Consider the following 23,873-nt stretch of genomic DNA (forward strand, 5'->3'; position numbering starts at 1 on the left):
ACCAAAGTCCCGAAATGTCACTTCATCAGATGAAAAACTAACTTCATCAGATGAAGGTCTATGAAAACGGGCGCGCTCGGGATAGCGTGCGGAGCCGTGGCAACTGATCCCCAGCGGGACTCGGCCAGGAACGTCCAGGTCGTACGTGCCCTCGGCGCCCGCATCGTCGGCGGCACCCTGGCCCCCGGCACGTCCATCCCCATCGAGGAGGAGCTCGTCGGCGAGCTCGGCGTCGGCCGCTCCGCGGTGCGGGAGGGCGTCAAGGTGCTGGCCGGGAAGGGCCTGCTGGAGACCAGGAGGAGCGCGGGCACGATCGTGCGCCCCCGCGAGTCCTGGAACCTGCTCGACGCCGACGTGCTGAGCTGGCGTTTCGAGCCCGAGCCCCGTCCTGAGGACATCCGGGTGCTGGCCGACCTGCGGGTCGCGCTGGAACCGGGGGCCGCCAGGGTGGCGGCCGAGCGGGCCGACGCGGCGGCCGTGCGGCGCATCGACGAGGCCCTGGCCGCGCTGTACGCCACGGCGGACGACCCCGAGCCGTTCATCGAGGCCGACCTGGCCTTCCACAAGGCGGTGTTCGCCGCCGCCGACAACGACCTGCTGCTCTACATCTACGAAATGATCAGCATCGCCCTGCGGTCCGTGCGCCAGGTGCACACCCGCTCGGTGGCGCACAACAAGGAAACGCTGCCCGGTCACGAACGCGTGGCCCAGGCGATCAGGCGCCGGCACCACCGCAAGGCCGAGGAGGCCATGCGCACGGTGGTCGAAGTGGCCAGGGCCGACGCCGAGCAGCACGTACGTCTCTGCTGTTAGCTGTGAAGCTGTTAGTTGCGAAAGGGCTCCCCCCTTGGACGTCCTCCTCGACCTCGACGGCCCCGTGGCCGTCGTCACCCTCAACAGACCCGCCAAGCTGAACGCGATCACCCCCGACATGGCCGCCGCGCTGCGTGCCTGCCTGACCCGGGTGGACGCCGACCCCGACCTGCGCGTGGCCGTGCTGACCGGCGCCGGCGAGCGCTCGTTCTGCGTCGGCAGCGACATCCGCGAGCTGGACGAGTACGCCACCCCCTGGGAGTTCCGCAACCGCGGCGACTACGGCGACGCCGTCCGCGCCCTGCGCAAGCCGATCATCGCGGCCGTCAACGGCTACGCCTACGGCGGCGGCCTGGAGCTGGCCATGGCCTGCGACATCCGGCTGGCCGCGGAGACGGCGACGTTCGCGGCGCCGGAGATCAAGCTCGGCTGGATCGGCGGCAGCGGCCAGTCGGCGCTGCTCGCGCACGCCGTCGGCCAGAGCAACGCGGCCACGATGCTGCTCACCGGCGACCCCATCGACGCCGCCCGCGCCCAGGCGTGGGGGCTGGTCACCGACGTCCACGCGCCCGATCAGCTGTTGAAGGCGGCCAGGACGCTGGCGCACACCATCGCCAAGCGCCCGCCGATCGCCGCCCAGACCGCCAAGGCCAACCTCAAGGCCGCCTACTCGATGCCGCTCGACCAGGCCATCCAGTACGAGCGCGACCTGCAGACCGTCTGCTTCGCCACGCAGGACGCCGCCGAGGGCAGGGCCGCCTTCGCCGAGCGCCGCGAGCCCGTCTTCGAGGGGCGCTGACATGGGAGTGCTCGACGGCTACCGCGTCGTGGACCTGTCCATCGCGATGGCGGGCCCGCTGGCCGCCATGCGGCTGGGCGACCTGGGCGCGGACGTGGTCAAGGTGGAGCCGGTCACCGGCGAGTGGCAGCGGCACGCCCCGGCGGGCGGCGCCCACGGCAACCAGGTCAACGCCTCGTTCCTGTCGCTGAACCGCAACAAGCGCAGCCTCGCGGTCAACCTCAAGTCGGACGAGGGCCGCGCGATCGTGCACCGGCTGGCCGAGAGCGCCGACGTGTTCCTGCAGAACTACCGGCCGGGCGTGGCCGAGCGGCTCGGCATGGACTACGAGACGATCAGCGGGCTGAACCCGTCCATCGTGTACGTCTCGATGTCCGGCTACGGCGAGACCGGCCCGTACATCTCGCGCCCCGGCCAGGACCTGCTGCTGCAGGCCATGAGCGGCGCCATGCTGAGCACCGGCCGCGACGGCGACCCGCCCGCGCCCGCCGGCTCGTACGCGATCGACGCCATCACCGCCTACAGCGCGTTCGAGGGCGCGCTGGCCGCGCTGCTGCACCGCGAGCGCACCGGCGAGGGCCAGCGGGTGAGCGTCAACATGCTGGACGCGGCCGTCGCCGTGCAGATGCAGGAGCTGTCGATCTTCACGGTCGGCAAGGTGCCGCAGCGGCGCGGACGCGAGCCGCACGGCCACACCTACATCCGCGCCCCCTACGGCGTCTTCGCCACCAAGGACGGCTTCATTGCGCTCGGCATGCCCCGCCTGGACGGGCTCGCCGTGGCACTCGACCTGCCGGAGCTGGCCGCGATGGACGGCGACGCCGACGGCCACACCCGGCGCGACGAGATCACCGCCATGGTGGCCGCCCGCCTGCCCGGGCGCACCACGGACGAGTGGCTGGAGATCCTGGCCCGCCACGACCTGTGGGCGGGCCCGGTGTACGGCTACGCCGACCTGGTCAAGGACCCGCAGGTCGAGCACAACGGCTCGTTCGTCACCTACGAGCACCGCACCGAGGGCACGGTCACCACGCCCGGCTTCCCCTACCGCTTCAGCGCCACCCCGCCCGAGGTGCGCAGGGGCGCGCCGCTGGTCGGCGAGCACACCGCGGAGCTGCTCGCCGAGCTGGGCTACTCCCCCGGACGCACCGCCGAGCTGGCCGCGGAGGGCGTGCTGGCATGCGAGGGCTGACCTGGGACCATCCGCGCGGGTACGCGCCGCTGGACGAGCTGACGCGGCTCGACCTGGCGGGCGCGAACCCGTACGGGGACGTGCCGGAGCCGATCACCTGGGACCGGCAGCCGCTCGAAGGCTTCGAGTCGGAGCCGATCGCCCGCCTGTGCGAGACCTATGACGTGATGGTGATCGATCACCCTGGCCTGGGCGCGGCGACGGACGCGCTGGTGCCCATGGACGAGCTGTTCACCGCTCAGGAACTGGCCGGGCTGCGCTTCGCGGGCCGCTCGTACGAGAGCTACCACCTGGACGGACGGCAGTGGGCGCTGCCCCTGGACGCCGCCACCCAGGTCGCCGCCGCCCGGCCGGGCGTGCGCGTGCCGTCCTCCTGGCCCGGGGTCCGCGCGGCGGCCGAGTCCGGACGGATGGCGCTGTGCCTGGGCGGGCCGCACGCGTTCCTCATGTTCTGCGCGGTGACGTGCGGGGACTTCCTCGACCCGGCGGCCGGGGAGCGGGCGCTGGAGCTGATGGCGGAGCTGCTCGCCGCCGCCGACCCCGCGTTGTCGCTGCGCAACCCGATCGGGGTGCTGGACGCGATGGCGGCGGGCGAGGTGGACTTCTGCCCGCTGCTGTACGGGTACGTCACCTATCCGCTGGCCTTCACCGACGCGCCCGCCTGGCCGGGGCGTGAGCCGGGCAGCGTGCTCGGCGGCACCGGGCTGGTGGTGTCGCGGCGGCGCATCGACACGATCCGCGACGCGGTGCGGGCACACCTGCTGCGGCTGACGTCCGAGCCGGTGCAAGGCACGCTCTTCCCGGCCACCGGCGGCCAGCCCGCCGCGCGGTCGGTGTGGACGGGCGGGCTCGGCGAGGCGACACCCGCCGCGACCGGGAGCACCCCCGCCTTCTACCGCGACACCCGCGCCACCATGGAGGCCGCCTGGATCAGGCCGCGCTTCCCCGGCTACATCGCCCGCCAGGAGCGCTCGTCCGCGCTGATCCGCGACGGCCTGCTCGCCAGGACCCCCGCCCGTGACCTGCTCAAGACCCTGCACGAGGAATGGAGGACACCATGACCACGGCGCTCGTGACAGGCGCCGCCGGGGCGCTGGGCCGCGCGATCGTGCGCCGCCTGACCGCCGACGGCCACCAGGTGGCAGCGCTCGACGTGGACACGGCCGGCCTGGAGGGCGCGCTCAACCTGAAGACCGACCTGCGCGACCCGGCGGCGATCGAGGCCGCGTTCGAGGAGACGGCCGCGCGGCTCGGCCCGGTCGGCGTCCTGGTCAACAACGCCGCCGTCTACCCGGCCCGCCCGTTCCTGGAGGTGCCGCTGGACGAGTACGACCACGTGGTCGCGGTCAACCAGCGCGCGTACTGGCTGTGCGCCCAGCACGCGGCCCGCCAGATGACGGAGCTGGGCGGCGGCGCCATCGTCAACATCGCCTCGATCACCATGCACGGCGGCTGGGCGGACCTGGCCGCCTACGTCTCCACCAAGGGCGCGGCGGCGGCGTTCACCAGGGCGCTGGCCCGCGAGCTCGGCCCCCGCGAGATCCGGGTCAACTGCGTCTCGCCCGGGGCGTTCCCGACGGCCGCCGAGGAGATCCACGAGGACCTGGCGGCGTACAACCGGATGGTGCTGGAGCGGCAGGCGCTGCAGCGGCGCGGCACGCCGGACGAGCTGGCCGCCGTGGTGTCGTTCCTGACCGGCCCGGACGCCTCGTTCGTCACGGGCCAGAGCATCGAAGTCAACGGAGGGTGGGTGATGGCATGACGCCGGACCGCAGGCGGCTGGCCGAGCTGACGGGCGACCTGAGCGCGATGGGCGGGGTCCGGCTCGTCACGCTGGGCGACGGCGTGGAGCGCGGGGTCAGGGCGCTGGAGTTCAGGACGGGGTCGGGGCTGGCGTTCGACGTGCTGGTCGACCGGTGCATGGACATCGGGCACGCCGAGCACGCGGGGCGGGCGTTCGGCTGGCGCTCCCCCACCGGGTTCCGGCATCCGGGGCTGCACGAGCACAACGACGAGGACGGGCTGTCGTGGCTGCGCTCCTTCTCCGGGCTGATCGTGACGGCGGGGCTGGACCACACGCTGTTCGGCGGTGACGTGCCGGCGGAGGGTTACCGGTATCCGCCGCGCGAGTCCGTACGGCACGGCCTGCACGGGCGTGCGGGCAACCTGCCCGCCAGGCTGACCGGCTACGGCGAGCGGTGGGACGGCGAGCGGTGCGTGCTGTGGGCGGAGGGCGAGGTGCGGCAGGCGGCGGTCTTCGCCGAGAACCTGCGGCTGGTGCGGCGGATCGAGGCCGACCTGGGCGGCGACGAGATCAGGCTGGTCGACACGGTGACGAACGCCGGGTTCGAGCCGACGCCGCACATGTACCTGTACCACATCAATCTGGGCTGGCCGCTGCTCGACGAGGGCGCCAGGCTCGAGGCCGACATCCGGGAGACGCTGTGGCAGAGCGACAGCGTGGCCGAGCAGAAGGCCGACCACCTCACCTTCCCGGGGCCCGTGCCGGGGTTCGTGGAGCAGGTGTACGAGCACGCGCTCGTCCCCCGGCCCGACGGGCTGCACCGGGTGGCCGTGGTCAACGACCGGCTGGGCATGCGGGTGGCCGTGGAGTGGCGGGCGGCGCAGTTCCCGTACTTCTTCGAGTGGCTGAACCTGCGCTCGGGCAACTACGCGGTCGGCCTGGAGCCGTCCACCCACCACGTGTCCGGCGACGCGGCGGCCCGACAGGACGGCAGCATGATCTGGCTCGGCCCGCAGGAGTCGCGCGCGTACCACACGACGTTCCGGGTGGAGTCAGCCTCCTAGCCGGTACGCCCGCCGCGCCGTCCCGGCGAACACCTCCTCCCGCTCACTGTCCGACAGCCCTGCGCACAGCTCGTCGGCGGCCGAGACGACCTGGTCGTACTCGGCCGCGAGCAGGCACACCGGCCAGTCGGAGCCGAACATGACCCGCTCGGGGCCGAACGCCTCCAGCACCGTCTCGGCGTACGGCCGCAGGTCGGACGTGCGCCACGAACCCCAGTCGGCCTCGGTGACCATCCCCGACAGCTTGCAGCAGACGTTGGGCCGCGCGGCCAGGTCGAGGATCCGGCCGCGCCACGGCTCCAGCTCCCCTGACGCGATCGGCGGCTTGGACAGGTGGTCGAGCACGAACGTCAGCTCCGGCAGCGCGCTCACCGTGTCGATGGCGGCCTGGAGCTGGTGGGGCAGCGTCAGCAGGTCGTAGGCCAGCCCCGCGTCCGCCACGGCGGCCAGGCCCCGGCGCACGTCGGGCCGGTTGAGCCAGGCGGGGTCGGCCTCCGCCTGCACGCCGTGCCGCACGCCCACCAGCCCCTCGGGAAGGGCGGCCAGCGTGTCGGCGACGCCGGGCTCGGTCAGGTCGATCCATCCGACGACTCCCGACACAAGTCTTGACTCGGCGGCCAGCGTCAGGAAGTCTCTGGTCTCGTCGAGATCGGGCAGCACCTGCACCAGCACGGTCGCGGTCACACCGTTGGCGGCGGCGTGCCCTGCGAGGTCATCGAGGGTGAACGTGCGGCGTACCGGGGCCATCTTGGCAGGGTCGAGCCAGGCGTGGGAGCGGGCGGACAGGTCCCAGACGTGATGGTGGGCATCGATGCGATTCACGACAGACATCCTATGTATGCGACAGGAGTGATCAACAGTGGACAGCAACGGATATACGCGGCGCGGAGTGCTCGCCACCGGTTTAGGGGCGGCGGCCGGATCCCTGATCATGAGCGGTGCCGACGCCCTCCCGGCATGGGCCGACGACAGGCAGGCCGGTCCGCTGACCCTCTGGTACACCCGTCCGGCCGAGGTGTGGCTGGAGGCGCTGCCGGTCGGCTGCGGGCGGCTGGGCGCGATGGTGTTCGGCGGCGTGGCCACCGAACGGCTGCAGCTCAACGAGGACAGCATCTGGGCCGGCGGGCCGCACAACTACGACAACCCGGGCGCCCTGGAGGCGCTGCCGGAGATCAGGCGGCTGGTCTGGGAGGACAAGTGGCAGGCCGCCCAGAACCTCGCGGACGAGAAGCTGCTCGGCACGCCCAGCGAACAGGCGTGGTACCAGGTGCTCGGCGACCTCACACTGACCTACCCCGGCTCGGCGGAGTTCACCGGCTACCGGCGTGAGCTCGACCTGGCCGACGCCGTCACCAGCGTGCGGTTCACCCGTGACGGCGTCCGGCACGAGCGCGAGGTCTTCGCCAGCAACCCCGACCAGGTCATCGTGCTGCGGCACACCGCCGACCAGCGCGGCTCGATCTCGTTCACGGCGGCCTTCTCCAGCCCGCAGCAGTCCGCCTCGGCCGCCGCCGGGCGGGCCACGATCGCGTTGAACGGCGTCAGCGGCCAGACCGAGGGCATGGCCGGTGAGGTCCGCTTCCAGGCGCTGGCCAGGGCAGAGGCCAAGGGCGGCACCGTGCGCGTGCACGGCGGCACGCTGGTCGTCGAGGGCGCCGACGAGGTCACGCTGCTGATCTCCATGGGCAGCAGCTACCGCGGCTACCAGGACGTCGGCGGCGACCCTGCGCAGGTCGCGGAACGGCATCTGACGAAGGCGGGCGGGCGGCCGTACGAGGTGCTGCGGCGCAGGCACGTACAGGACTACCAGCGGCTGTTCGGCCGGGTCTCGCTCGACCTGGGCACCTCGGAGGCGGCGGCGCTGCCCACCGACGAGCGCGTCCAGCGCAAGCAGCTCGACACGGACCCGCAGCTCGCCGCCCTGTACTTCCAGTACGGCCGGTACCTGCTGATCTCCTGCTCGCGCGCCCCCGGCTACGCCGCCAACCTCCAGGGCATCTGGAACGACTCGCTCGAACCGGCGTGGCAGTCGAAGTACACCATCAACATCAACTGCCAGATGAACTACTGGCCCGCCGCGCCCGGCAACCTCGTCGAGTGCATGGACCCGCTCTTCGACCTGATCAAGGACCTGTCGGAGACCGGCGCCCGCACGGCCAGGGACACCTACGGCGCGCCCGGCTGGGTCGCCCACCACAACACCGACGGCTGGCGCGGCACCGCCCCCGTGGACTTCGCCTTCTACGGCGTGTGGCCGACGGGCGGGGCGTGGCTGTGCCTGACCCTGTGGGAGCACTACCTCTACACCGGTGACGAGCGGCGGCTGCGCGAGCACTTCCCGCTGATCAAGGGCTCGGTGGAGTTCTTCCTCGACACCCTCCAGACCGACCCGCGCACCGGCTACCTGGTGACCAACCCGTCGCACTCCCCCGAGGTGGGCCACCACGAGGACGGCGGCGAGAACGTCAGCATCTGCGCGGGCCCCACCATGGACATGCAGATCCTCCGGGACCTGTTCGGCGCCTTCGAGGAGGCGTCCGAGGTGCTGGGGGTCGAGGCCGGGATGCGCGCCCAGGTGGCGCAGGCGCGCGGGCGGCTCGTCCCCAACCAGGTGGGGCACCTCGGGCAGATCCAGGAGTGGCAGGAGGACTACCGGGGCGACGCGGCGCTGTCGCGCAGCCGGCACATCTCCCACCTGTGGGGCCTGTTCCCCAGCCACCAGATCGACCCCCGCCTGACCCCCGACCTCGCCACCGCCGCCCGCCGCACCCTGGAGCTGCGCGGGGAGGCGGGGGCCGGGTGGTCGCTGGCCTGGAAGATCAACTTCTGGGCGCGGCTGCTCGACCCCGTCGAGGCCTACAAGCGGCTGAGCAACCTGCTGGTGCCCGCCCGGACGGCGCCCAACATGTTCGACCTGCACCCGCCGTTCCAGATCGACGGCAACTTCGGCGGCACCTCGGGGATCACCGAGATGCTGCTGCAGAGCCACGGCGACCAGGTCCACCTCCTGCCCGCCCTGCCCGCCGCCTGGCCCGCCGGCTCGTACCGGGGGCTGCTGGCGCGGGGCGGGTTCGAGGTGGACGTGGAGTGGGCCGGCGGGTCGCTGCGGCGCGGGCGCGTGCACTCCCGCCTGGGCCGCCCCCTGACCCTCCGCACGTCCACGCCCGTCACCGTCACGGAACGCGGGCGGCCGCTCAGGGTGGAGCGGCCGGAGGCGGGGGTGGTCGTGTTCGAGACCCGCAAGGGGGCGACCTACGACGTCGCACCATCCTCCTGACGCGCCCGGGCCCGCCCGCCACCCCGGTGCGGGCCCCGTACCGGCACGCACCTCGCCACCCACCCGCCCACCGCGGGCTGTGCGCATGGCGTGTGCAGGCGGTGCCGCCGTCCGGGCCGTACCGCGTTCTCCCGAAAGGACCTCAGCCGGAGTACGGCGGGGAAGGAGCGTGGGCTGGTCAGGTGGGGCGGGGGGCGCGGGGGCGGGTGCGGGAGGCCTCGCCACGGGCGTGCGCCGCGAACAGCCGCGCCGCCTCATCGGGGTCCCCCGACGCCAGCGCCGCCACCAGGTCGTCATGGTGACCGGCCATGGCCGACCAGTCCCCGTCGTAGAGCGGGTTGCCGACCACGTGCAGGCTCCACAGGTTCGACTCGATGGTCCGCCACAACCGCAGCAGGAAGGAGTTCCCGCAGGCGGCGCACACCCGCCGGTGAAAGGCGAGGTCCGCGTCCCTGAAGGCCCCGATGTCGCCGTCGCGGGCCGCCTGCCGCATGCTCAGGACGTCGGCCGAGAGCTGCCGCAACGTGTCGGCCTGGATGCGGGCCGCCGCGCCGCGTGCGGCATACTCCTCCAGCAACACCCTGATGTCGCGCACCTCCCGAGCCTGCTCGTCCGAGATCTCCGCGACGTAGCTGCCTCGGTTGGGATAGGAGATGACCAGGCCCTCGTGCGCCAACCGTTTGATCGCCTCCCGCGCCGGGGCCTGGCTGGTGCCGACCCGGCGCGCGATCTCGGCTTCGACGAGCCGCTGCCCGGCGACCAGCTCGCCGGCGACGATCCAGCCGCGCAGCAGCGCGTAGACGCGGTCCGACAGCAGCTCTCTGGGCAGGACGCGAGCCGCGTCGGGCGCGATCTGCTGCTCCTGCCAGATGCGGGCGACCGTGGACTGGGAGAGACCGAGCTGGGCGGCCATGGTGCGGGTGGACGGCACGGCGCCGCCTCCTGCCGCGGCGGCGATGACGCGTTCGGCCTCCTGCCGTTCGGCGCTGCGGGGGCGGCCCGGCCTGGGCGCGTCGGCCAGGCCGTCGAGCCCGCGTTCGACGAAGCGGGCGCGCCATTTGGCGACGGTAGCGGGGCTGACCGACAGCCGGGTCGCGATCTCCTTGCGGGGCAGCCCTTCGGCGCACGCCAGCACGATGCGGCTGCGCAGCGCGGGCCCGCCGCCGCCGGTGGGCTCCCGGCCGGCCCACTCGCGCAGGGTGGCGAGCTCCTCGGCCCCCAATACCAGCCGTTTGTCGTCCTCGTGTCCAGCCACGCCGCAACCTTAACGTATTTATGACTCGGCAACTCACAGGACACGTATTTGTAGCGTCGCATTTGCCCTTGACGGGCCTATGTGACCAACGTATTAAATAATCGCTAATCGAGTAACGACCCATTAAAAGGCGTCGCAGATCTCGCCCCCTTGGAGGTGCGATGCGTTCCCCCCGTCCATCCCTCGCCCTTGCGTCCCTCGGCTGCCTGCTCGTTCTCACCGGCTGCGGCGGGGGCGGCTTCGCCGGCGAGTCCCAGGCACAGCAGAGCGAGGGCGGCCCGGTCACCGTCCGGATGCTGGTCAACATCAGCCCGAACCTCACCCAGACGTACTGGGACGGCCTGGTCAAGCCGTTCGAGCAGGCCAACCCCGGCATCGACGTCAAGATCGAGGCGCCGACCGGCAAGGGCGTGGCCGACACGCTGCCGCAGCAGCTCGCCGCCGGCAACGCGCCGGACGTGGTGGAGACGCTGATGGCCGACGAGACGCTGGCCAAGCAGATGCTCGACCTGACCGACCAGGCGTGGACCAAGGACACCCCGCTGGCCGAGCAGGCCAAGCTGGGCGGCAAGCTCTACCAGGTCGGCGTCGGCGTGCAGGCCCAGTCGCTGGTCTTCTACAACAAGGCCGCCTTCGACAAGGCCGGCATCGAGCAGCCGCCGCAGACGTTCGACGAGTTCGAGACCGCGATGGCGGCGCTGAAGAAGGCGGGCTACCTGCCGCTGCAGACCGGCGGCGACTTCCTGACCGGCCTGCAGCTCCTGCAACTGTCCAACCCGAGCCGCGCCCAGACGCACCCCGCCTGGCAGCAGGACGTCAAGGCGGGCAAGACCAAGGCGGGCGAGTCGCTGCGGCCCTACCTCGAGCGCTACAAGGGCTGGATCGACAAGGGGTACGTCGACAAGAACGCCCTCGGCCTGAAGTACGCCGACGCCGAGACCCAGTTCCTGTCCGGCAAGTCGGCCATGTACGTCATGGGGAGCTGGTTCACCGCCACCGAGGCCAAGGCGAAGAAGGACTTCGAGGTCGGCGTCTTCCCCGCCCCGGTCGACGAGGGCCAGACCTACCCGGGCCCGCAGGGCGCCACGCTCGCGGCCCCGTACATGATCCTCAAGTCCACCCCCAGCAGGGACGCGGCGCTCAAGCTGGTCCAGTGGCTGGTCACCGACCCGGCGGCGGTCAAGAGCCAGCTCGCGCAGGACGGCAACTTCCGCACCGGCGTGGAGCGCGAGTTCACCCCGCTGGAGAAGCAGGTGCAGGACATCCTCGACCAGGCGCCGCAGGGTGTCCCGCAGGGCGAGGGCTACGGTGACGCGACCCTGCCCAAGGGCTTCAACTCCGCGTGGAACACCGAGGTCCAGGGCCTGTACGTGGGCAAGTCGCCCGAGGAGGTCGCCGAGGGCGTGGACCGCTGGCTGGCCGGACGCTCATGACCCTCACCCGAGAGCACGCTCCTCCCGTCGTGCAGGCGCCCGCGCGCAGGCGCGGAAGGAGTCACGACGGCTGGGCCAACACCCTCATGGTGGCCCCCGCCACGATCCTCTACACCGTGATGCTGATCGTCCCGGTCGGCCTGGCCCTCTACCTGAGCCTGACCGACTGGGACGGCTTCAGCGCCAATCCCGCCTTCGTCGGCGCCGCCAACTACCTCGACCTGATGGACGACCCGGAGCTGCGGCGCGCCTCCCTGGTCACGCTGCTGGTCGCGGTCGCCGGCACCGCCGGGCTGAACCTGCTCGGCCTCGGCTTCGCCCTCCTGGTCAACGGCGCCTCCCGGGCCAACACGTTCTTCCGGATCGTGCTGTTCTACCCGCACGTGCTCAGCGCCCTGGTGGTCGGCTTCCTCTGGTCGGCCATCCTGGGCACCGGCGGCGCGGTCAACAACCTGGTCACGACCTGGGGCGGCGAGGTCATCCCGTTCCTGTCGGACCCGACCTGGGCCACCGTCACCATGATCGCGGTGCTGGTGTGGGCCGGGTTCGGCGTCAACGTGGTGCTGTACCTGGCGGGCCTGCAGGCGGTGCCGCACTCGCTGATCGAGGCGGCCCGCATCGACGGGGCCACCCGCTGGCAGGTGTTCAGGAACGTGACGCTGCCCGCGCTCGGCCCTTCGGTGACGGTCAACATCGTGTTGTCGCTGGTGACGCTGCTGAAGACGTACGACCTGGTGGTCTCGCTGACGGCGGGCGGCCCGGCCGGGCAGACGCAGACCGTCGCCTACCTCATCCTGTGGAACTCCTTCCACGACGCCCGCCTCGGCTTCGGCTCAGCGCAGTCGGTGCTGCTCATGCTGGTGACGGGGGCGCTGGCGTTCGTGGTGACCAAGCTGCGCAGGCGCGGCGAGCTGGCGGTGCACCAATGACGAAGAAGACGTTCCTGTGGGCGAGCGTCGCCTTCATGCTGATCCCCCTGTACGTGCTGACCGTCAACGCGTTCAAGGGTCAGCAGGACATCCTGTCCAACCCGTTCGGCCTGGGCGGGCTCACCCTGGAACCGCTCGGCAGGGCGCTGACGAACCCGAACTTCAACGTGTTCAAGGGCTACGCGATCACACTGCTGTTCGTGGTGGCGGTCAACGTGCTGTCGGTGGGGCTGGCCGCGCCCGCCGCGTACGTGATCGCGCGCAGCCCGAAGCGCCGCTTCCGCGCGCTCATGCTGTTCTTCCTGGCGGGCACGTTCATCCCCGGCCAGGTGCTGGTCATCCCCGTCGTGTACGTGCTCAAGACCTTCGGCCTGATGGGCACCGTCCAGGGCTTCGTGCTCTTCGAGACCACGCTCACGCTGCCGTTCTCGATCTTCCTGTACGCGGGTTACATCGCCACCGTCCCGGCCGTGCTCGACCAGGCGGCGGCGGTGGACGGGGCGGGCAGGCTGCGCACGTTCTGGCAGATCGTCTTCCCGCTGATGCGGCCCGCGGTCGCCACGATGGTCATCCTCAACACCTTCTCGGTGTGGAACGACTTCGTGAACCCGCAGATCATCCTGGGCCCCGGCAGCGGCCTCTACACGGTCACCACCGGCGTGTACGCGGCGGTCAGCCAGTACTCCACCGACTACACGGTGGTCTTCCCGACGCTGCTGCTGGCCATCGCGCCCCTGCTGATCTTCTTCGTCTTCATGCAACGGCACATCATCAGCGGCCTCACGGCAGGAGCAACGAAAGGTTGACCATGCGCGAGATCAAAGCGACGGTGCCGCTCGGCGAGCCGCCGGCGTGGGCGGTGCTGGAGCGCAGGCTCTTCGACGCCCTCGACGAGGCGTGGCGCGGCTTCGCCGCCCGCTACTGCGGGCCGGACGGCCGGCTGATCTACCACGGCCCTGCGGCGGACCGCGACGGGGCCGACGACTTCTACGAGGCGTTCTTCAACTGGCCGACGCTCTACCAGCTCGGCGGCGCCGACGACCTGCTCGACGCCGCCAAGCACCACTGGGAGGGCGTCACCACGCAGCTCACCGAGCTGGGCTACCTGGTGGAGGAGTACGAGCGCGGCTACGACTGGTTCCACCAGGGCGAGTCGATGCTGCTGTTCTACGGCATCTGCGCGGCCGACCCGCGCGACGAGCGCTTCCGCGAGCGGGCCCGCCGCTTCGCCGACCTGTACCTGCCGGGCTCGGCGAACTACGACGCCGCGCACGACATCATCCGCGCCCCGCACAACGGCGCCGGCGGCCCCCGCTACGGCCTGCAGTGGGAGTGGGCCTCCTACCACACGGACCTGGTCAGCATGCGGCCGTTCGGCCTGCCGCTGCGTGACCTGCCGGGCATCGAGCGCTGGGAGGACCTGGGCGACCCGAGCAACGCCGCCCGGATGGGCGCGGCGATGAGCGAGCGCATCGGCCGCGGCGACGTGGCCGTGAACCTGGCCGCGACCAGCCTGGCCGTCAACGCCTGGCTGTACGACGGCGACGACCGCTACCGCGACTGGGCGCTGCGCTACATCGGCGCCTGGCAGCGCAGGGCGGAGGCCAACGACGGGGTCATCCCGGACAACGTGGGCCCGTCGGGCGTCGTCGGCGAGCTGCACGGCGGCCGCTGGTACGGCGGCAACTACGGCTGGCAGTGGCCGCACGGTCTCTACAGCGTGGGCGCCGCCGCGGCGATCGCCGCGGTCAACGCGTACCTGCTGACCGGGGACGAGGCCACGCTCGCCATCGGCCGCGACCCGCTCGAAGCCGTGTACGGGCGCGCCGTCCAGGCGGCCGTCACCGAGACCGACATGAGCATCAGCGACCGCTGGCTGGCGGAGCTGGGCGACGAGGCCGTCAAGCCGACCATGCTGGTGCCCAACCGGCACGACGACACGGGCTGGTTCGACTTCCAGCCGCCGCAGCTCGGCCTGCCGGTCTGGCTCTGGCACGTGTCGCAGCAACGGGGCGACGCGGACCGGCTCGACCGGCTGCGCAAGGCGTCCGGCTACGACTGGTCGACGGTGCGGCCGTTCCGCAACAAGGAAGAGGCCGGGCACGAGGCGCCGTGGCTGGAGTTCCTGCGCGGCGCCAACCCCGGCTTCCCCGAGCGGATGCTGTCCACCGCGCTCGGGCAGGTGCAGCGCCGCATGGCGCTGGTCGCCTCGGACCAGGCGGACCTGGCCACCATCCACGTGCACCACTGGCAGCGGCTCAACCCGGTGCTCACCGAGGCGCTGCTGCAGCTCGTCACCGGCACCCCGCAGGTGCTCTACAACGGCGGCCTGCTGCCGACCCGGCTGGCCTACTTCGACGCCGACCGCGCCCGCCCGGGGCTGCCCCGCGACGTGGCCGCGCTGGTCGACTCGGTGCGCCCCAGCGGCACCGCCGTCGAGCTGGTCAACCTGAGCCTGGCCCACACCCGGCGCGTCGTGGTGCAGGCCGGCCAGTTCGGCGAGGACCGCATCGACCGCGCCACCGTCACCCAGGTCGCCGACGACGACTACCCCGGCGACCCGCGCGCCTACACCTCGCCCCCCATCGCCCACACCGAGCAGGAGGTGACCGTGGACGGCCCGCGCCTGCTCGTGGAGCTGCCGCCCGGCCGCCGCATCCGGCTCGACCTGCACACGACCGCGCGCGTCCGCACGCCGTCGCACCAGCACTACTGAGCCTTGCGACCGAGCATTCGCAAGACCGATTGAGGAGTTTCATGGACGACGCCATCTGGGATCTGCCTGTGCGCGGGAAACTGCCCGCCGCACCCGATCCCGCCCTCGTGGAGGGGCTGTCCCGGATCAGCTCGGCCACCGCCTGCGCCAAGCTGCACGCGCAGGGCATCCGCCGCACGTTCGTGGAGGGGCCCCGCCCCATCGCGCCGGGGCAGCGGATCGCCGGGCGGGTGCGCACGCTGCAGTTCATGCCGCAGCGCGAGGACATCGCCTCCGGCCTCGGCCAGGAGTACGTCGAGCGGCACACCGCCCTGTGGCACGTGCTGGAGGAGATCGAGCCCGGTGACGTGCTCGTCGTCCAGGCGTACGGCAGCGCGTACACCGGCTGCTTCGGCGACATGCTGGTGCGCTACTTCAAGCGCAAGGGCGGCGCCGGCATCGTCGTGGACGGCCGGATCAGGGACCTGCCGCGCGTGAGCGGCCTCGGCCTGCCCATCTGGTCCACCGGCGCCACCCCGCACTACGCCTCGCAGGCGGAGCTGTTCCCCTGGGCCTACGACGTGCCGGTGGCCGTCGGCGGCGCGCTCGCGCTGCCCGGCGACCTGTGCGTGGCCGACGACGACGGCGCCGTGGTGGTGCCGCTGCGCCGGGCCGGCCAGGTGCTCGAAGCCGCCGCCGACCACGAGCAGTGGGAGCGCTACAGCCGCGCCCGCATCGAGGAGGGCGGGGCGCTTTCCGACTACTACCCACTCACCCCCGAGACCCGCGCCGAGTACGAACGGTGGCGGGACGTTAAGGAGAGCCAGTGATTCTCAGGTCCGTGGGCGCGATCGTCTTACTCGTGGGCGGTCTGACGACCCCAGCACCATCGGCCGCGACGGCCAGAACCTGCGACTACTACGTTTCCACCCAGGGCGGCGACCGTGCGGACGGCAGCGCCAAGCGCCCCTGGAAGAGCATCGAGCAGGCCCGCGACGCCCTCCGGGCGAAGAAGGGCAGGCAGAGCTGCGACATCGTCGTCAACGTCAAGGCCGGCGACTACGTCGTGGACAGGACCATCGAGTTCACCGAGGCCGACTCGGGCAAAGACGGCCACAGGATCACCTACCGCAGCGCTGACGGCCCGGGCAAGGCCCGCCTGCTGGGTGCCAAGCCGGTGACGGGATGGCAGAAGTACGACGACAACATCTACAAGACCAAGGTCGATCGTACCTTCTTCACGCTGTTCGAGGACGGCAAGCGCGCCACGACCGCCCGCTACCCCAACCGGACCAGCGACGACCTGTGGTCGCCCTACCTGTTCTCGGTGCTCGGCGAGCCGGAGAAGGAGGCGGTGCGCCAGTGGCTGTACTTCAAGCCTGAGGACGTGCCCAAGGAGTGGGACGCGGACTTCGACAAGAACTCGCAGGTCGTGGTCTGGTCGGGCGGCTCGTGGAGCTGGTTCACCGACACGGTCCCGCTGGGCGGCGCCGACTTCCGCAAGAACTTCTTCACGCTCAACCACTGGGCGCGTTACTCGTTCGTCAACAGCCGCAGCGGCTCCCGCTACTTCCTGCAGAACACGCTGCGCTTCCTCGACCAGCCCGGTGAGTACTACTTCGACTTCGCCAACAGCGAGGTCTACTACTGGCCCAAGGGCTCGATCGACAAGGTCATGGCCCCGACCGTGAAGACGATCCTGTCGCTCAAGGGCAGCACGCCCGACCAGCGCGTGCAGAACCTCGCCTTCGACGGCCTGGCCCTGCAGTACAGCGACTTCGTCGACTGGTACAGGGCCGGCTGGATCAGCGAGGGCGACTCGGGTTACGAGCACAAGTACCCGGTCTACGACCGGCAGATCGAGATGCCGCGCAACCGGTTCGGCATGATCACGCTGACCAACACCCGCGACATCGACCTGACCAGGCTGCACCTCTCCGACAGCGGTTTCATGGGCGTCTACATGCTCTTCGCCAACGAGCGGGTCAAGGTGTCGGACAGCCTGCTGGAGAACATCGGCGCCGACGGCATCAAGGTCGAGGGCGGCTACCCCGGCGAGGGCGACGTCTCCGGCCACCACACGATCAGCAACAACTACATCTACCACGTCGGCGAGCTGGTGCCGGGCGACGCCTCCGGCATCGAGCTGATGAGCACGGGCAACAACACCGTCAGCAACATCAACGTCAAGCACAGCGCGCGGTACGGCATCAGCCTGGAGGTCCGCCCGGAGATCAAGCCGGAGGACAACTACGCCCACAACAACTCCTTCTCCTACATCAAGCTGGAGGAGACCGGCCTGGACAGCGGCGACATGGGCGCCTTCTACACCTACGGCGTCAGCAACGTCGAGCCGCACCCCATGGACAACCACGTCAAGCAGATGGTGATCACCGACGTCGTCAACGACCCGGCCGGCGCGATGCCGGACAGCGGCACCCGGGGCGTGCACATGGACGCCGGCGGCTGCGGCTTCACCTTCGACGACATCGAGGTGGGCAAGGTCAGCGACGACAAGTACCAGAGCTACCAGTGCAACCAGGTGACCAACGCCAACTGGGCCGACGGGTTCGACGCCTCGAAGATGGAGTACGACAAGATCGGCGTGACGAGCGCGTTCCCGTACCCGATCCCCGGGGCCGCCCAGTGAAGGCGCTGGTGACGGCGGCGGTGGCGCTCGGCGCGCTGCTCGTCGCGCCGACCGCGTCGGCGCAGGCGCCGTGCACGCCGATCGACCTGTACGTCGCCCCGAACGGGACCGACGCCGGCCCCGGCGACGCCCGGCGGCCGTGGAAGACCATCGAGCACGCCCGCGACCAGGTCCGCAAGCGCCCGCAGACGTGCGACATCGTGGTGAACCTGAAGGCCGGCGACTACGTCGTCGACAAGACCATCGAGTTCACCGAGGCCGACTCCGGCAGGAACGGCCACCGCGTGATCTACCGCAGCGTGGACGGCCCCGGCAAGGCCCGCCTGCTGGGCGCCAAGCCGGTGACCGGGTGGGAGAAGTACAAGGGCGACATCTACCGGACGAAGCTCGACCGTACCTTCTACACCTTGTTCGAGGACGGCAAGCGGGCCACCACCGCCCGCTACCCCAACCGCCGCTCCGACGACGTGTGGGCGCCCTACCTGACGTCCGTGCTGAAGGAGCCGGAGAAGGAGGCCGTCTACCAGTGGCTGTACTCCAACCCCGGTGACTGGGACAAGAGCTGGGACCTGACCAACGCGCAGGTGATGGTCTGGTCGGGCGGGTCGTGGAGCTGGTTCACCGACACCGTGCCGATCAAGAACCCGTCGTGGGACGACAACCAGCTCACCCTCGCCCACTGGACGCGCTACGCCCTGGTCAACAGCCGCGGCGGCTCCCGCTACTACCTGCAGAACTCGCTGGACTTCCTCGACCAGCCCGGCGAGTACTACTTCGACTTCGCCAACAGCGAGGTCTACTACTGGCCGCGCGGCTCGATCGACCAGGTCATGGCGCCGACCGTGAAGACCGTACTCTCCCTGAAGGGCGGCTCTCCCTCGGCGCGGGTGCGCAACCTGTCCTTCGACGGGCTGGCCCTGCAGTACAGCGACTTCGTGAGCTGGTACCGCAACGGCTGGATCAGCGCCGGCGACGCCGGAGAGCCGCACAAGTACCCCGAGTACGACCGGCAGATCGAGATGCCGCGCAACCGGTTCGGCATGATCACGCTGACCAACACCAGCGGCATCGACCTCACCCGCCTGCACATCTCCGACACCGGCTTCACCGCCGTCTACCTGCTGTTCGCCAACGACCACGTCCGCGTCTCCGACAGCCTGCTGGAGAACGTCGGCGCCGACGGCATCAAGGTGGAAGGCCCCTACCCCGGCGAGGGCGACGTCGCCGGGCAGAACGTGTTCACCAACAACTACATCCACCACATCGGCGAGCTGGTGCCCGGCGACTCGTCCGGCGTCGAGCTCATGAACACCGGGAACAACGAGGTCAGCCACACCGTCGTCAAGCACAGCGCCCGCTACGGGGTGAGCCTCGAAGTCCGGCCCGAGGTGAAGGACGGCGACGGGTACGCGCACGGGAACGTGTTCAAGTACCTCAGGCTGGAGGAGACCGGGCTCGACAGCGGTGACATGGGCGCCTTCTACACCTACGGCGTCTCCAACCTGGACCCGCACGAGATCACCAACCACGTCTCCCAGGTCGTGATCGGCGACGTCATCCCGGACGCGTCCATGCCCGACAGCGGGACCCGCGGGGTGCACATGGACGCCGGGGGGTGCGGGTTCGCCTTCGACAACATCGAGGTGGGCAGGACCACCGACCAGTCGTACCAGAGTTACCAGTGCAACGAGGTGGCCAATGCGAACTGGGTGGATGGGTTCGACGCCTCGAAGATGGAGTACGACAAGATCGGCGTGACGGGGGCGTTCCCGTACCCGATCCCCAGTTAGCCGAGGGGGCGGCGGGGCTCGTAACCGTCGCCTGGCTTCGGCACACCGGCCGGGGCGCCGGGCCAGTTGGTCCGGCGCCCCATCCAACCGGCTTCTTGGAGCGCCCGTGAATGACTTGACGCAGCACGGCCTTTCCAACACGCGTTCCGGCGACGCATCCCTTCCGCCACCCGCCACCGCCTTCGCGCGGCCGGGCGACGCCTCCCTCCCGCCACCCGCCGCCACGCCTCCCGGCGGAGTCGCGGTGACTCGGCGTGGGTTTCTCGCGCTGGGCGCCGCCGCCTTCTTGACCTTCGACGACCTCTTACCCTCCCCCGCCCCTTCGGCCGCCTGGTTCGCGCGTCCACGCCGCGAGGTGAGGCCGATGGTGCGCTGGTGGTGGCCCGACGCCCACGTCGATCCCCGGGAGATCCGGCGGGAGGTGGACCAGCTCGCCGACGCCGGCTTCGGCGGGGCGGAGATCGCGGCCGTACACCACAGCATCCGCGACAAGTCCGTCCTCGACCCGGCCGGGCACGGCTGGGGAACGCCCGCCTGGAACGCCGCCGTGGCCGCGGCCCTCGACCAGGCGGCCAAGCGCGGCCTCAGCATCGACCTGACGATCGGCCCCGCCTGGCCGGCCGCCGTCCCCACCATCACGCCCGCCAGTGCGGCGGCGGCCAAGGAGCTGGCCCACGGCACCGCGCCCGTCCCCGCCGGCACCACCTACTCCGGCCCGGTACCCCCGCCCACCATCCCCCCGCCTCTCGCCGAGCCGCCCGCCACCTCCCCGCGTTCCGACGAGCCTCCCGCCGTTCCGCGTCCTGACGAGCCTCCCGCCGTCCCGCGTCCTGACGGGCTTCCCGCCACCGACGCGCGCGTGGACGAGCCGTCCGCCGCCGCAGCCCGTCCGGGCGAGCCGCCCGCCACCGACCCGTCCGGCAGTGAGTTGCTGCTCGTGCAGGCGGCCAGGATCGACCCCGCCCACTCCACCCGCGACGAGACCGGCCTCGACCCCGCCTCCCTCCAGCCCGTCCCCCTCACCGACGCCGGAACGATCACCTGGACCGCCCCCGCCGACGGCGACTGGCTCCTCATCTCCTACTGGCAACGCGGCTCCGCCCAACGCCCGGAATCAGGCCCCCACACCACCCCCGAGTCGTACGTCGTGGACCACTTCAGCCAGGCAGGCACCCAGGCGGTGATCGACCACTGGGAGTCGGCGCTCCTCACCCCCGCCATCCGCAAGCTGCTCAAGCAGGCCGGCGGAGCCCTGTTCGAGGACTCCATAGAGATCGAGACCGACGCCCTCCCTTGGACACCCGCCCTCCCGGCCGAGTTCGAGCGCCGCCGCGGCTACCCCCTCACCGACATCCTGCCGGTGGTGATGCTGGCGAACGAGGATCCGGTCTTCGCCTACGACTCCGTCCTGACCCGCCGCGCTCGCAAGGACTACTGGGACACGGTGTCCGAGCTGTTCAACGAGCACCACTTCGCCGCGCTGCGCGACTGGGCGCACTCGATCGGCCTGCGGTTGCGGGCGCAGCCGTACGGGCTGCAGACGGACGCGATCGAGGCGGCGGCCATCGTGGACGTGCCGGAGGGCGAGTCGCTGGGGTTCAAGAACCTCGACGACTACCGCTGCCTGGCCGGGGGCCGGGACGTGGCGGGGCGGGAGGTGCTGTCCTGCGAGGCGGGGGCGTACCAGGGCGGGGCGTACACGACGACGTGGAAGAAGCTGCTGCGCACGATGGGCGGGGCGTACGCGGCGGGTCTCAACCAGACGGTGCTGCACGGTTTCTCGTACGCCGACGCGCCCGGCGCCGGGTGGCCGGGGTTCGCGGCGTTCACGCCGTACAACGGGACGGTGGGGTATGCGGAGTCGTGGGGCCCGCGCCAGCCGACCTGGGACCACATCACCGACATTTCCGGATATTTCGCGCGAATTCATTTGATCATGCGACAAGGTGTGCCCCGGGTGGACGTGGCCGTCTTCCGGCAGACCGGGTACACGAAGACCGGCATCGGCGCCTCCTGGTTCACCGCGAGCGGCGTGCCGAGCGGCTGGACGCACCAGTTCGTCACCGGGCCGGTCCTCGACCTGCCTGGCGCACGCGTCTCGGACGGGCGGCTCGGCCGGCCCGCGTACCGGGCGCTGTTCGTGGAGGGCGACCGCTTCCACGCCAACGCGTGCACGATGACGCCGGGGACGGCGAACCGGCTGCTGGAGTACGCGCGGGCGGGCCTGCCGATCGTGCTGCTCGGCGCGTGGGAGTCGGCGTCCGTCCCTGGCGTGCCGCACGACGGCGCCGACGAACGCCTGCGCGCGCTGCTGACCGCCCTGCTCGCCGAGCCCACGGTCAGGACGGTCGCCACCGCCGCCGAGGTGCCCGCCGCCCTCGCCGCCCTCGGCGTGCGTCCCGACGTCCGGTACGCGACCCCGTCCACTCTGCTCACCATGCGCCGCGTGGACGGCGAGGTGGACTACTACTACCTGTGCAACGGCAAGCACCAGGAGAACGTCAAGCCACCCGTGACCGCGATCGACCACGACGTCACGCTGTCCCGCACCGACCCGCACGGCGTCCCGTACCTCCTCGACCCGTGGACGGGCGGCATCTTCCGCATCGCGCACTACGGGGCGGACGGCGACGGCGTCCGCCTGCGCGTGTCCCTGCAACCTGGCCAGGCCAGGATCGTGGCCATCGGCCGTCCGGGCCTGTTCGGCGACCGCGCCCGGCTGGGCGGACCTGCCGGCCGAGGCGGCGACCCAGGCGCGGGACGGCGGGCGCACGCCACCACCACGGACGCCGACCTGGTGCGCTACGACGGAAACCGCCTCGTGGTGCGGGCCGCCGAGGCGGGCACGTACACCACCACCCTGTCGGACGGCCGCACGCTCACCACCCAGATCGGCCCCGTCCCCGCACCCACCGAACTCAGCGCCTGGCGGCTCACGGTCTCGGACCGGGGACCTTCGCGAGCCACGCACTCCGTCACCCTCGACCGGCTCCTCCCCTGGTCGCAGCTCCCGGAGCTGGCCGACGTGTCCGGCGTCGGGACGTACACGGCCACAGCGCAGGCGGACGGCCCCGCCTACCTGGAGCTGGGCGAGGTCACCGACACCTGCCGGGTACGCGTCAACGGCCGTCGCCTCGGCCCCGTGGACCAGCTCCACCCCGTCCTCGACCTCGGCCCGTACCTCCGGCGCGGCCCCAACACCATCGAGGTGGAGGTCGCCACCCCGCTCGGCAACGCACTCCGCGTCGCGGACCCGTCCGTCTACGGCGGGCTGACGCGGCAACCCTACGGGCTGCTCGGGCCGGTCAGGCTGGTGCCGTACGGGGAGGCGCCGCTCGGATGACCCCGGCCCGGGACCGGCACCCCAAGAATCCGGACCGCCTGCCCGCCTTCTGCTGCTCCCCCGGCCACCCCCGAACCACTGTGTTGGCCATGACCGACTCCACTCCCCCTTCCCCCTCCCCTGATGACCGCACCGCCGACCAGAGCACCAGCCCAGCCACCAACCAGACCGCCGACCAGAGCACCAGCCCGACCACCAACCGGACCACCGACCAAGGCGCCAGCCCGGCCACCAACCGGACCACCGATCAGGGCGCCAGCCCGGCCACCAGCGAGGGCGCCGCGCCCAGGCCCGGGTGGCGGCGCGCGCTGGCCGCCGTCGGACGCCGCTGGCCGACCTGGCTGGCGCTCGCCTGGGCCGCCTTCAGCCTGTCCGACGTCGGCAACGGCCTGGAGTACACGATCGTGTTCGTGGTGCCCGCCGCCGGCTACCTGTTCCTCGCCGTGGCGGACCGGCGCCGCATCACCTGGGCGGTGGTGCTCGCCGCCCTGGCCACGGTGGTGCTCCTGCGCGTGCTCGGCATCGACCCTGGCCCCCCGCTGGCACTCACCGTGATCACCCTCGCCGCACTGGGGTTGATCAACGGACGGCTGCGCGGGCCGCGCATGTACGCCCTGCAGACACCGGGCGCGCTCGCCTTCATCGCCTACGGCCTGCTGGTGATCTCGGTACCTCCCGTCGCGGGAGGCTTCCTGGTGGCGGCGGGCCTGCTGGGACACGCGGCTTGGGACGCCTACCACTGGCGCGCGGACAAGATCGTCGCACGGACGTTCGCCGAATGGTGCGGCATGCTGGACCTGACGCTCGGCCTGGGCCTGCTGGTCATACTCCTAACCCGCACATAACCCGACATGCCCCACATATGACCGATCGATCGCGGTTGACCAGC

The 23,873-nt window shown here is 71.4% G+C and carries 18 protein-coding genes; 16 read left to right on the forward strand and 2 right to left on the reverse strand.

All coding sequences use genetic code 11. From position 1 onward, the window contains the following. The first annotated feature begins 96 nt into the window (after nucleotides 1–96). Genes ABD331_RS03515 through ABD331_RS03540 form a run of 6 tightly spaced genes read left to right on the forward strand, consistent with a single transcriptional unit; the run spans nucleotide 97 to nucleotide 5,612 of the window. Nucleotides 97–813, forward strand: a complete 717-nt coding sequence (locus ABD331_RS03515; RefSeq protein WP_344470770.1) for a FadR/GntR family transcriptional regulator — start codon at nucleotides 97–99, stop codon at nucleotides 811–813. A 34-nt stretch (nucleotides 814–847) separates the two neighbouring features. Next, on the forward strand, nucleotides 848–1,612 hold the full coding sequence (locus tag ABD331_RS03520; RefSeq protein WP_344470771.1) for an enoyl-CoA hydratase/isomerase family protein: 765 nt from the start codon (nucleotides 848–850) through the stop codon (nucleotides 1,610–1,612). A 1-nt stretch (nucleotide 1,613) separates the two neighbouring features. Next, nucleotides 1,614–2,804 carry a CaiB/BaiF CoA transferase family protein gene (locus ABD331_RS03525; RefSeq protein WP_344470772.1) on the forward strand — a complete coding sequence of 397 codons (1,191 nt, stop codon included), beginning with the start codon at nucleotides 1,614–1,616 and terminating at the stop codon, nucleotides 2,802–2,804. Then, the gene (locus tag ABD331_RS03530) at nucleotides 2,792–3,865 is read left to right on the forward strand and encodes a hypothetical protein (protein ID WP_344470773.1); all 1,074 of its coding nucleotides are present in this window, start codon (nucleotides 2,792–2,794) and stop codon (nucleotides 3,863–3,865) included. The genes ABD331_RS03525 and ABD331_RS03530 overlap by 13 nt, the downstream gene beginning before the upstream one ends. Then, nucleotides 3,862–4,566, forward strand: coding sequence for an SDR family NAD(P)-dependent oxidoreductase (locus ABD331_RS03535; protein WP_344470774.1), 705 nt, complete (start codon nucleotides 3,862–3,864; stop codon nucleotides 4,564–4,566). Before ABD331_RS03530 ends, ABD331_RS03535 begins: the two co-directional genes overlap by 4 nt. Then, nucleotides 4,563–5,612 (forward strand): aldose 1-epimerase family protein, encoded by a 1,050-nt coding sequence (locus ABD331_RS03540; protein WP_344470775.1) that lies wholly within the window; start codon nucleotides 4,563–4,565, stop codon nucleotides 5,610–5,612. The genes ABD331_RS03535 and ABD331_RS03540 overlap by 4 nt, the downstream gene beginning before the upstream one ends. Here ABD331_RS03540 and ABD331_RS03545 read toward each other — a convergent pair. Next, a complete protein-coding gene (locus tag ABD331_RS03545; RefSeq protein WP_344470776.1) occupies nucleotides 5,601–6,434 on the reverse strand; it encodes an amidohydrolase family protein in 834 nt (277 codons plus the stop codon). The genes ABD331_RS03540 and ABD331_RS03545 overlap by 12 nt on opposite strands. A gap of 109 nt (nucleotides 6,435–6,543) precedes the next feature. On the opposite strand from ABD331_RS03545, the gene ABD331_RS03550 reads away from it, so the two are divergent. Then, complete coding sequence (locus ABD331_RS03550; protein ID WP_344470777.1) at nucleotides 6,544–8,889, forward strand: glycoside hydrolase family 95 protein; 2,346 nt, start codon at nucleotides 6,544–6,546, stop codon at nucleotides 8,887–8,889. Nucleotides 8,890–9,067: 178 nt separating this feature from the next. On the opposite strand, the gene ABD331_RS03555 is transcribed toward ABD331_RS03550, so the two are convergent. Continuing rightward, nucleotides 9,068–10,144: an FCD domain-containing protein gene (locus tag ABD331_RS03555; RefSeq protein ID WP_344470778.1), complete on the reverse strand. Its 1,077-nt coding sequence runs from the start codon at nucleotides 10,142–10,144 to the stop codon at nucleotides 9,068–9,070. Nucleotides 10,145–10,305: 161 nt separating this feature from the next. On the opposite strand from ABD331_RS03555, the gene ABD331_RS03560 reads away from it, so the two are divergent. From ABD331_RS03560 to ABD331_RS03600, 9 genes are all read left to right on the forward strand, one after another. Further along, complete coding sequence (locus ABD331_RS03560) at nucleotides 10,306–11,577, forward strand: ABC transporter substrate-binding protein (protein WP_344470779.1); 1,272 nt, start codon at nucleotides 10,306–10,308, stop codon at nucleotides 11,575–11,577. Further along, nucleotides 11,574–12,506, forward strand: a complete 933-nt coding sequence (locus tag ABD331_RS03565; RefSeq protein WP_344470780.1) for a carbohydrate ABC transporter permease — start codon at nucleotides 11,574–11,576, stop codon at nucleotides 12,504–12,506. The genes ABD331_RS03560 and ABD331_RS03565 overlap by 4 nt, the downstream gene beginning before the upstream one ends. Then, complete coding sequence (locus tag ABD331_RS03570) at nucleotides 12,503–13,312, forward strand: carbohydrate ABC transporter permease (RefSeq protein WP_344470781.1); 810 nt, start codon at nucleotides 12,503–12,505, stop codon at nucleotides 13,310–13,312. The genes ABD331_RS03565 and ABD331_RS03570 overlap by 4 nt, the downstream gene beginning before the upstream one ends. 2 nt (nucleotides 13,313–13,314) lie before the next feature. Continuing rightward, nucleotides 13,315–15,222, forward strand: coding sequence for a DUF8034 domain-containing protein (locus ABD331_RS03575; protein WP_344470782.1), 1,908 nt, complete (start codon nucleotides 13,315–13,317; stop codon nucleotides 15,220–15,222). 41 nt (nucleotides 15,223–15,263) lie between these two features. Further along, nucleotides 15,264–16,031 carry an RraA family protein gene (locus ABD331_RS03580; RefSeq protein WP_344470783.1) on the forward strand — a complete coding sequence of 256 codons (768 nt, stop codon included), beginning with the start codon at nucleotides 15,264–15,266 and terminating at the stop codon, nucleotides 16,029–16,031. Beyond that, nucleotides 16,028–17,851: a right-handed parallel beta-helix repeat-containing protein gene (locus tag ABD331_RS03585; RefSeq protein ID WP_344470784.1), complete on the forward strand. Its 1,824-nt coding sequence runs from the start codon at nucleotides 16,028–16,030 to the stop codon at nucleotides 17,849–17,851. Before ABD331_RS03580 ends, ABD331_RS03585 begins: the two co-directional genes overlap by 4 nt. Continuing rightward, nucleotides 17,848–19,641 carry a right-handed parallel beta-helix repeat-containing protein gene (locus tag ABD331_RS03590; RefSeq protein ID WP_344470785.1) on the forward strand — a complete coding sequence of 598 codons (1,794 nt, stop codon included), beginning with the start codon at nucleotides 17,848–17,850 and terminating at the stop codon, nucleotides 19,639–19,641. Before ABD331_RS03585 ends, ABD331_RS03590 begins: the two co-directional genes overlap by 4 nt. Before the next feature lie 364 nt (nucleotides 19,642–20,005). Beyond that, nucleotides 20,006–22,984 carry a glycosyl hydrolase gene (locus ABD331_RS03595; RefSeq protein WP_344470786.1) on the forward strand — a complete coding sequence of 993 codons (2,979 nt, stop codon included), beginning with the start codon at nucleotides 20,006–20,008 and terminating at the stop codon, nucleotides 22,982–22,984. Nucleotides 22,985–23,073: 89 nt separating this feature from the next. Further along, nucleotides 23,074–23,829 carry a RodZ family helix-turn-helix domain-containing protein gene (locus ABD331_RS03600; protein WP_344470787.1) on the forward strand — a complete coding sequence of 252 codons (756 nt, stop codon included), beginning with the start codon at nucleotides 23,074–23,076 and terminating at the stop codon, nucleotides 23,827–23,829. The last annotated feature ends 44 nt before the right edge of the window (nucleotides 23,830–23,873 follow it).

The organism is Nonomuraea monospora (assembly GCF_039531895.1).
In the GTDB taxonomy this organism is placed as follows: Bacteria; Actinomycetota; Actinomycetes; order Streptosporangiales; family Streptosporangiaceae; genus Nonomuraea; species Nonomuraea monospora.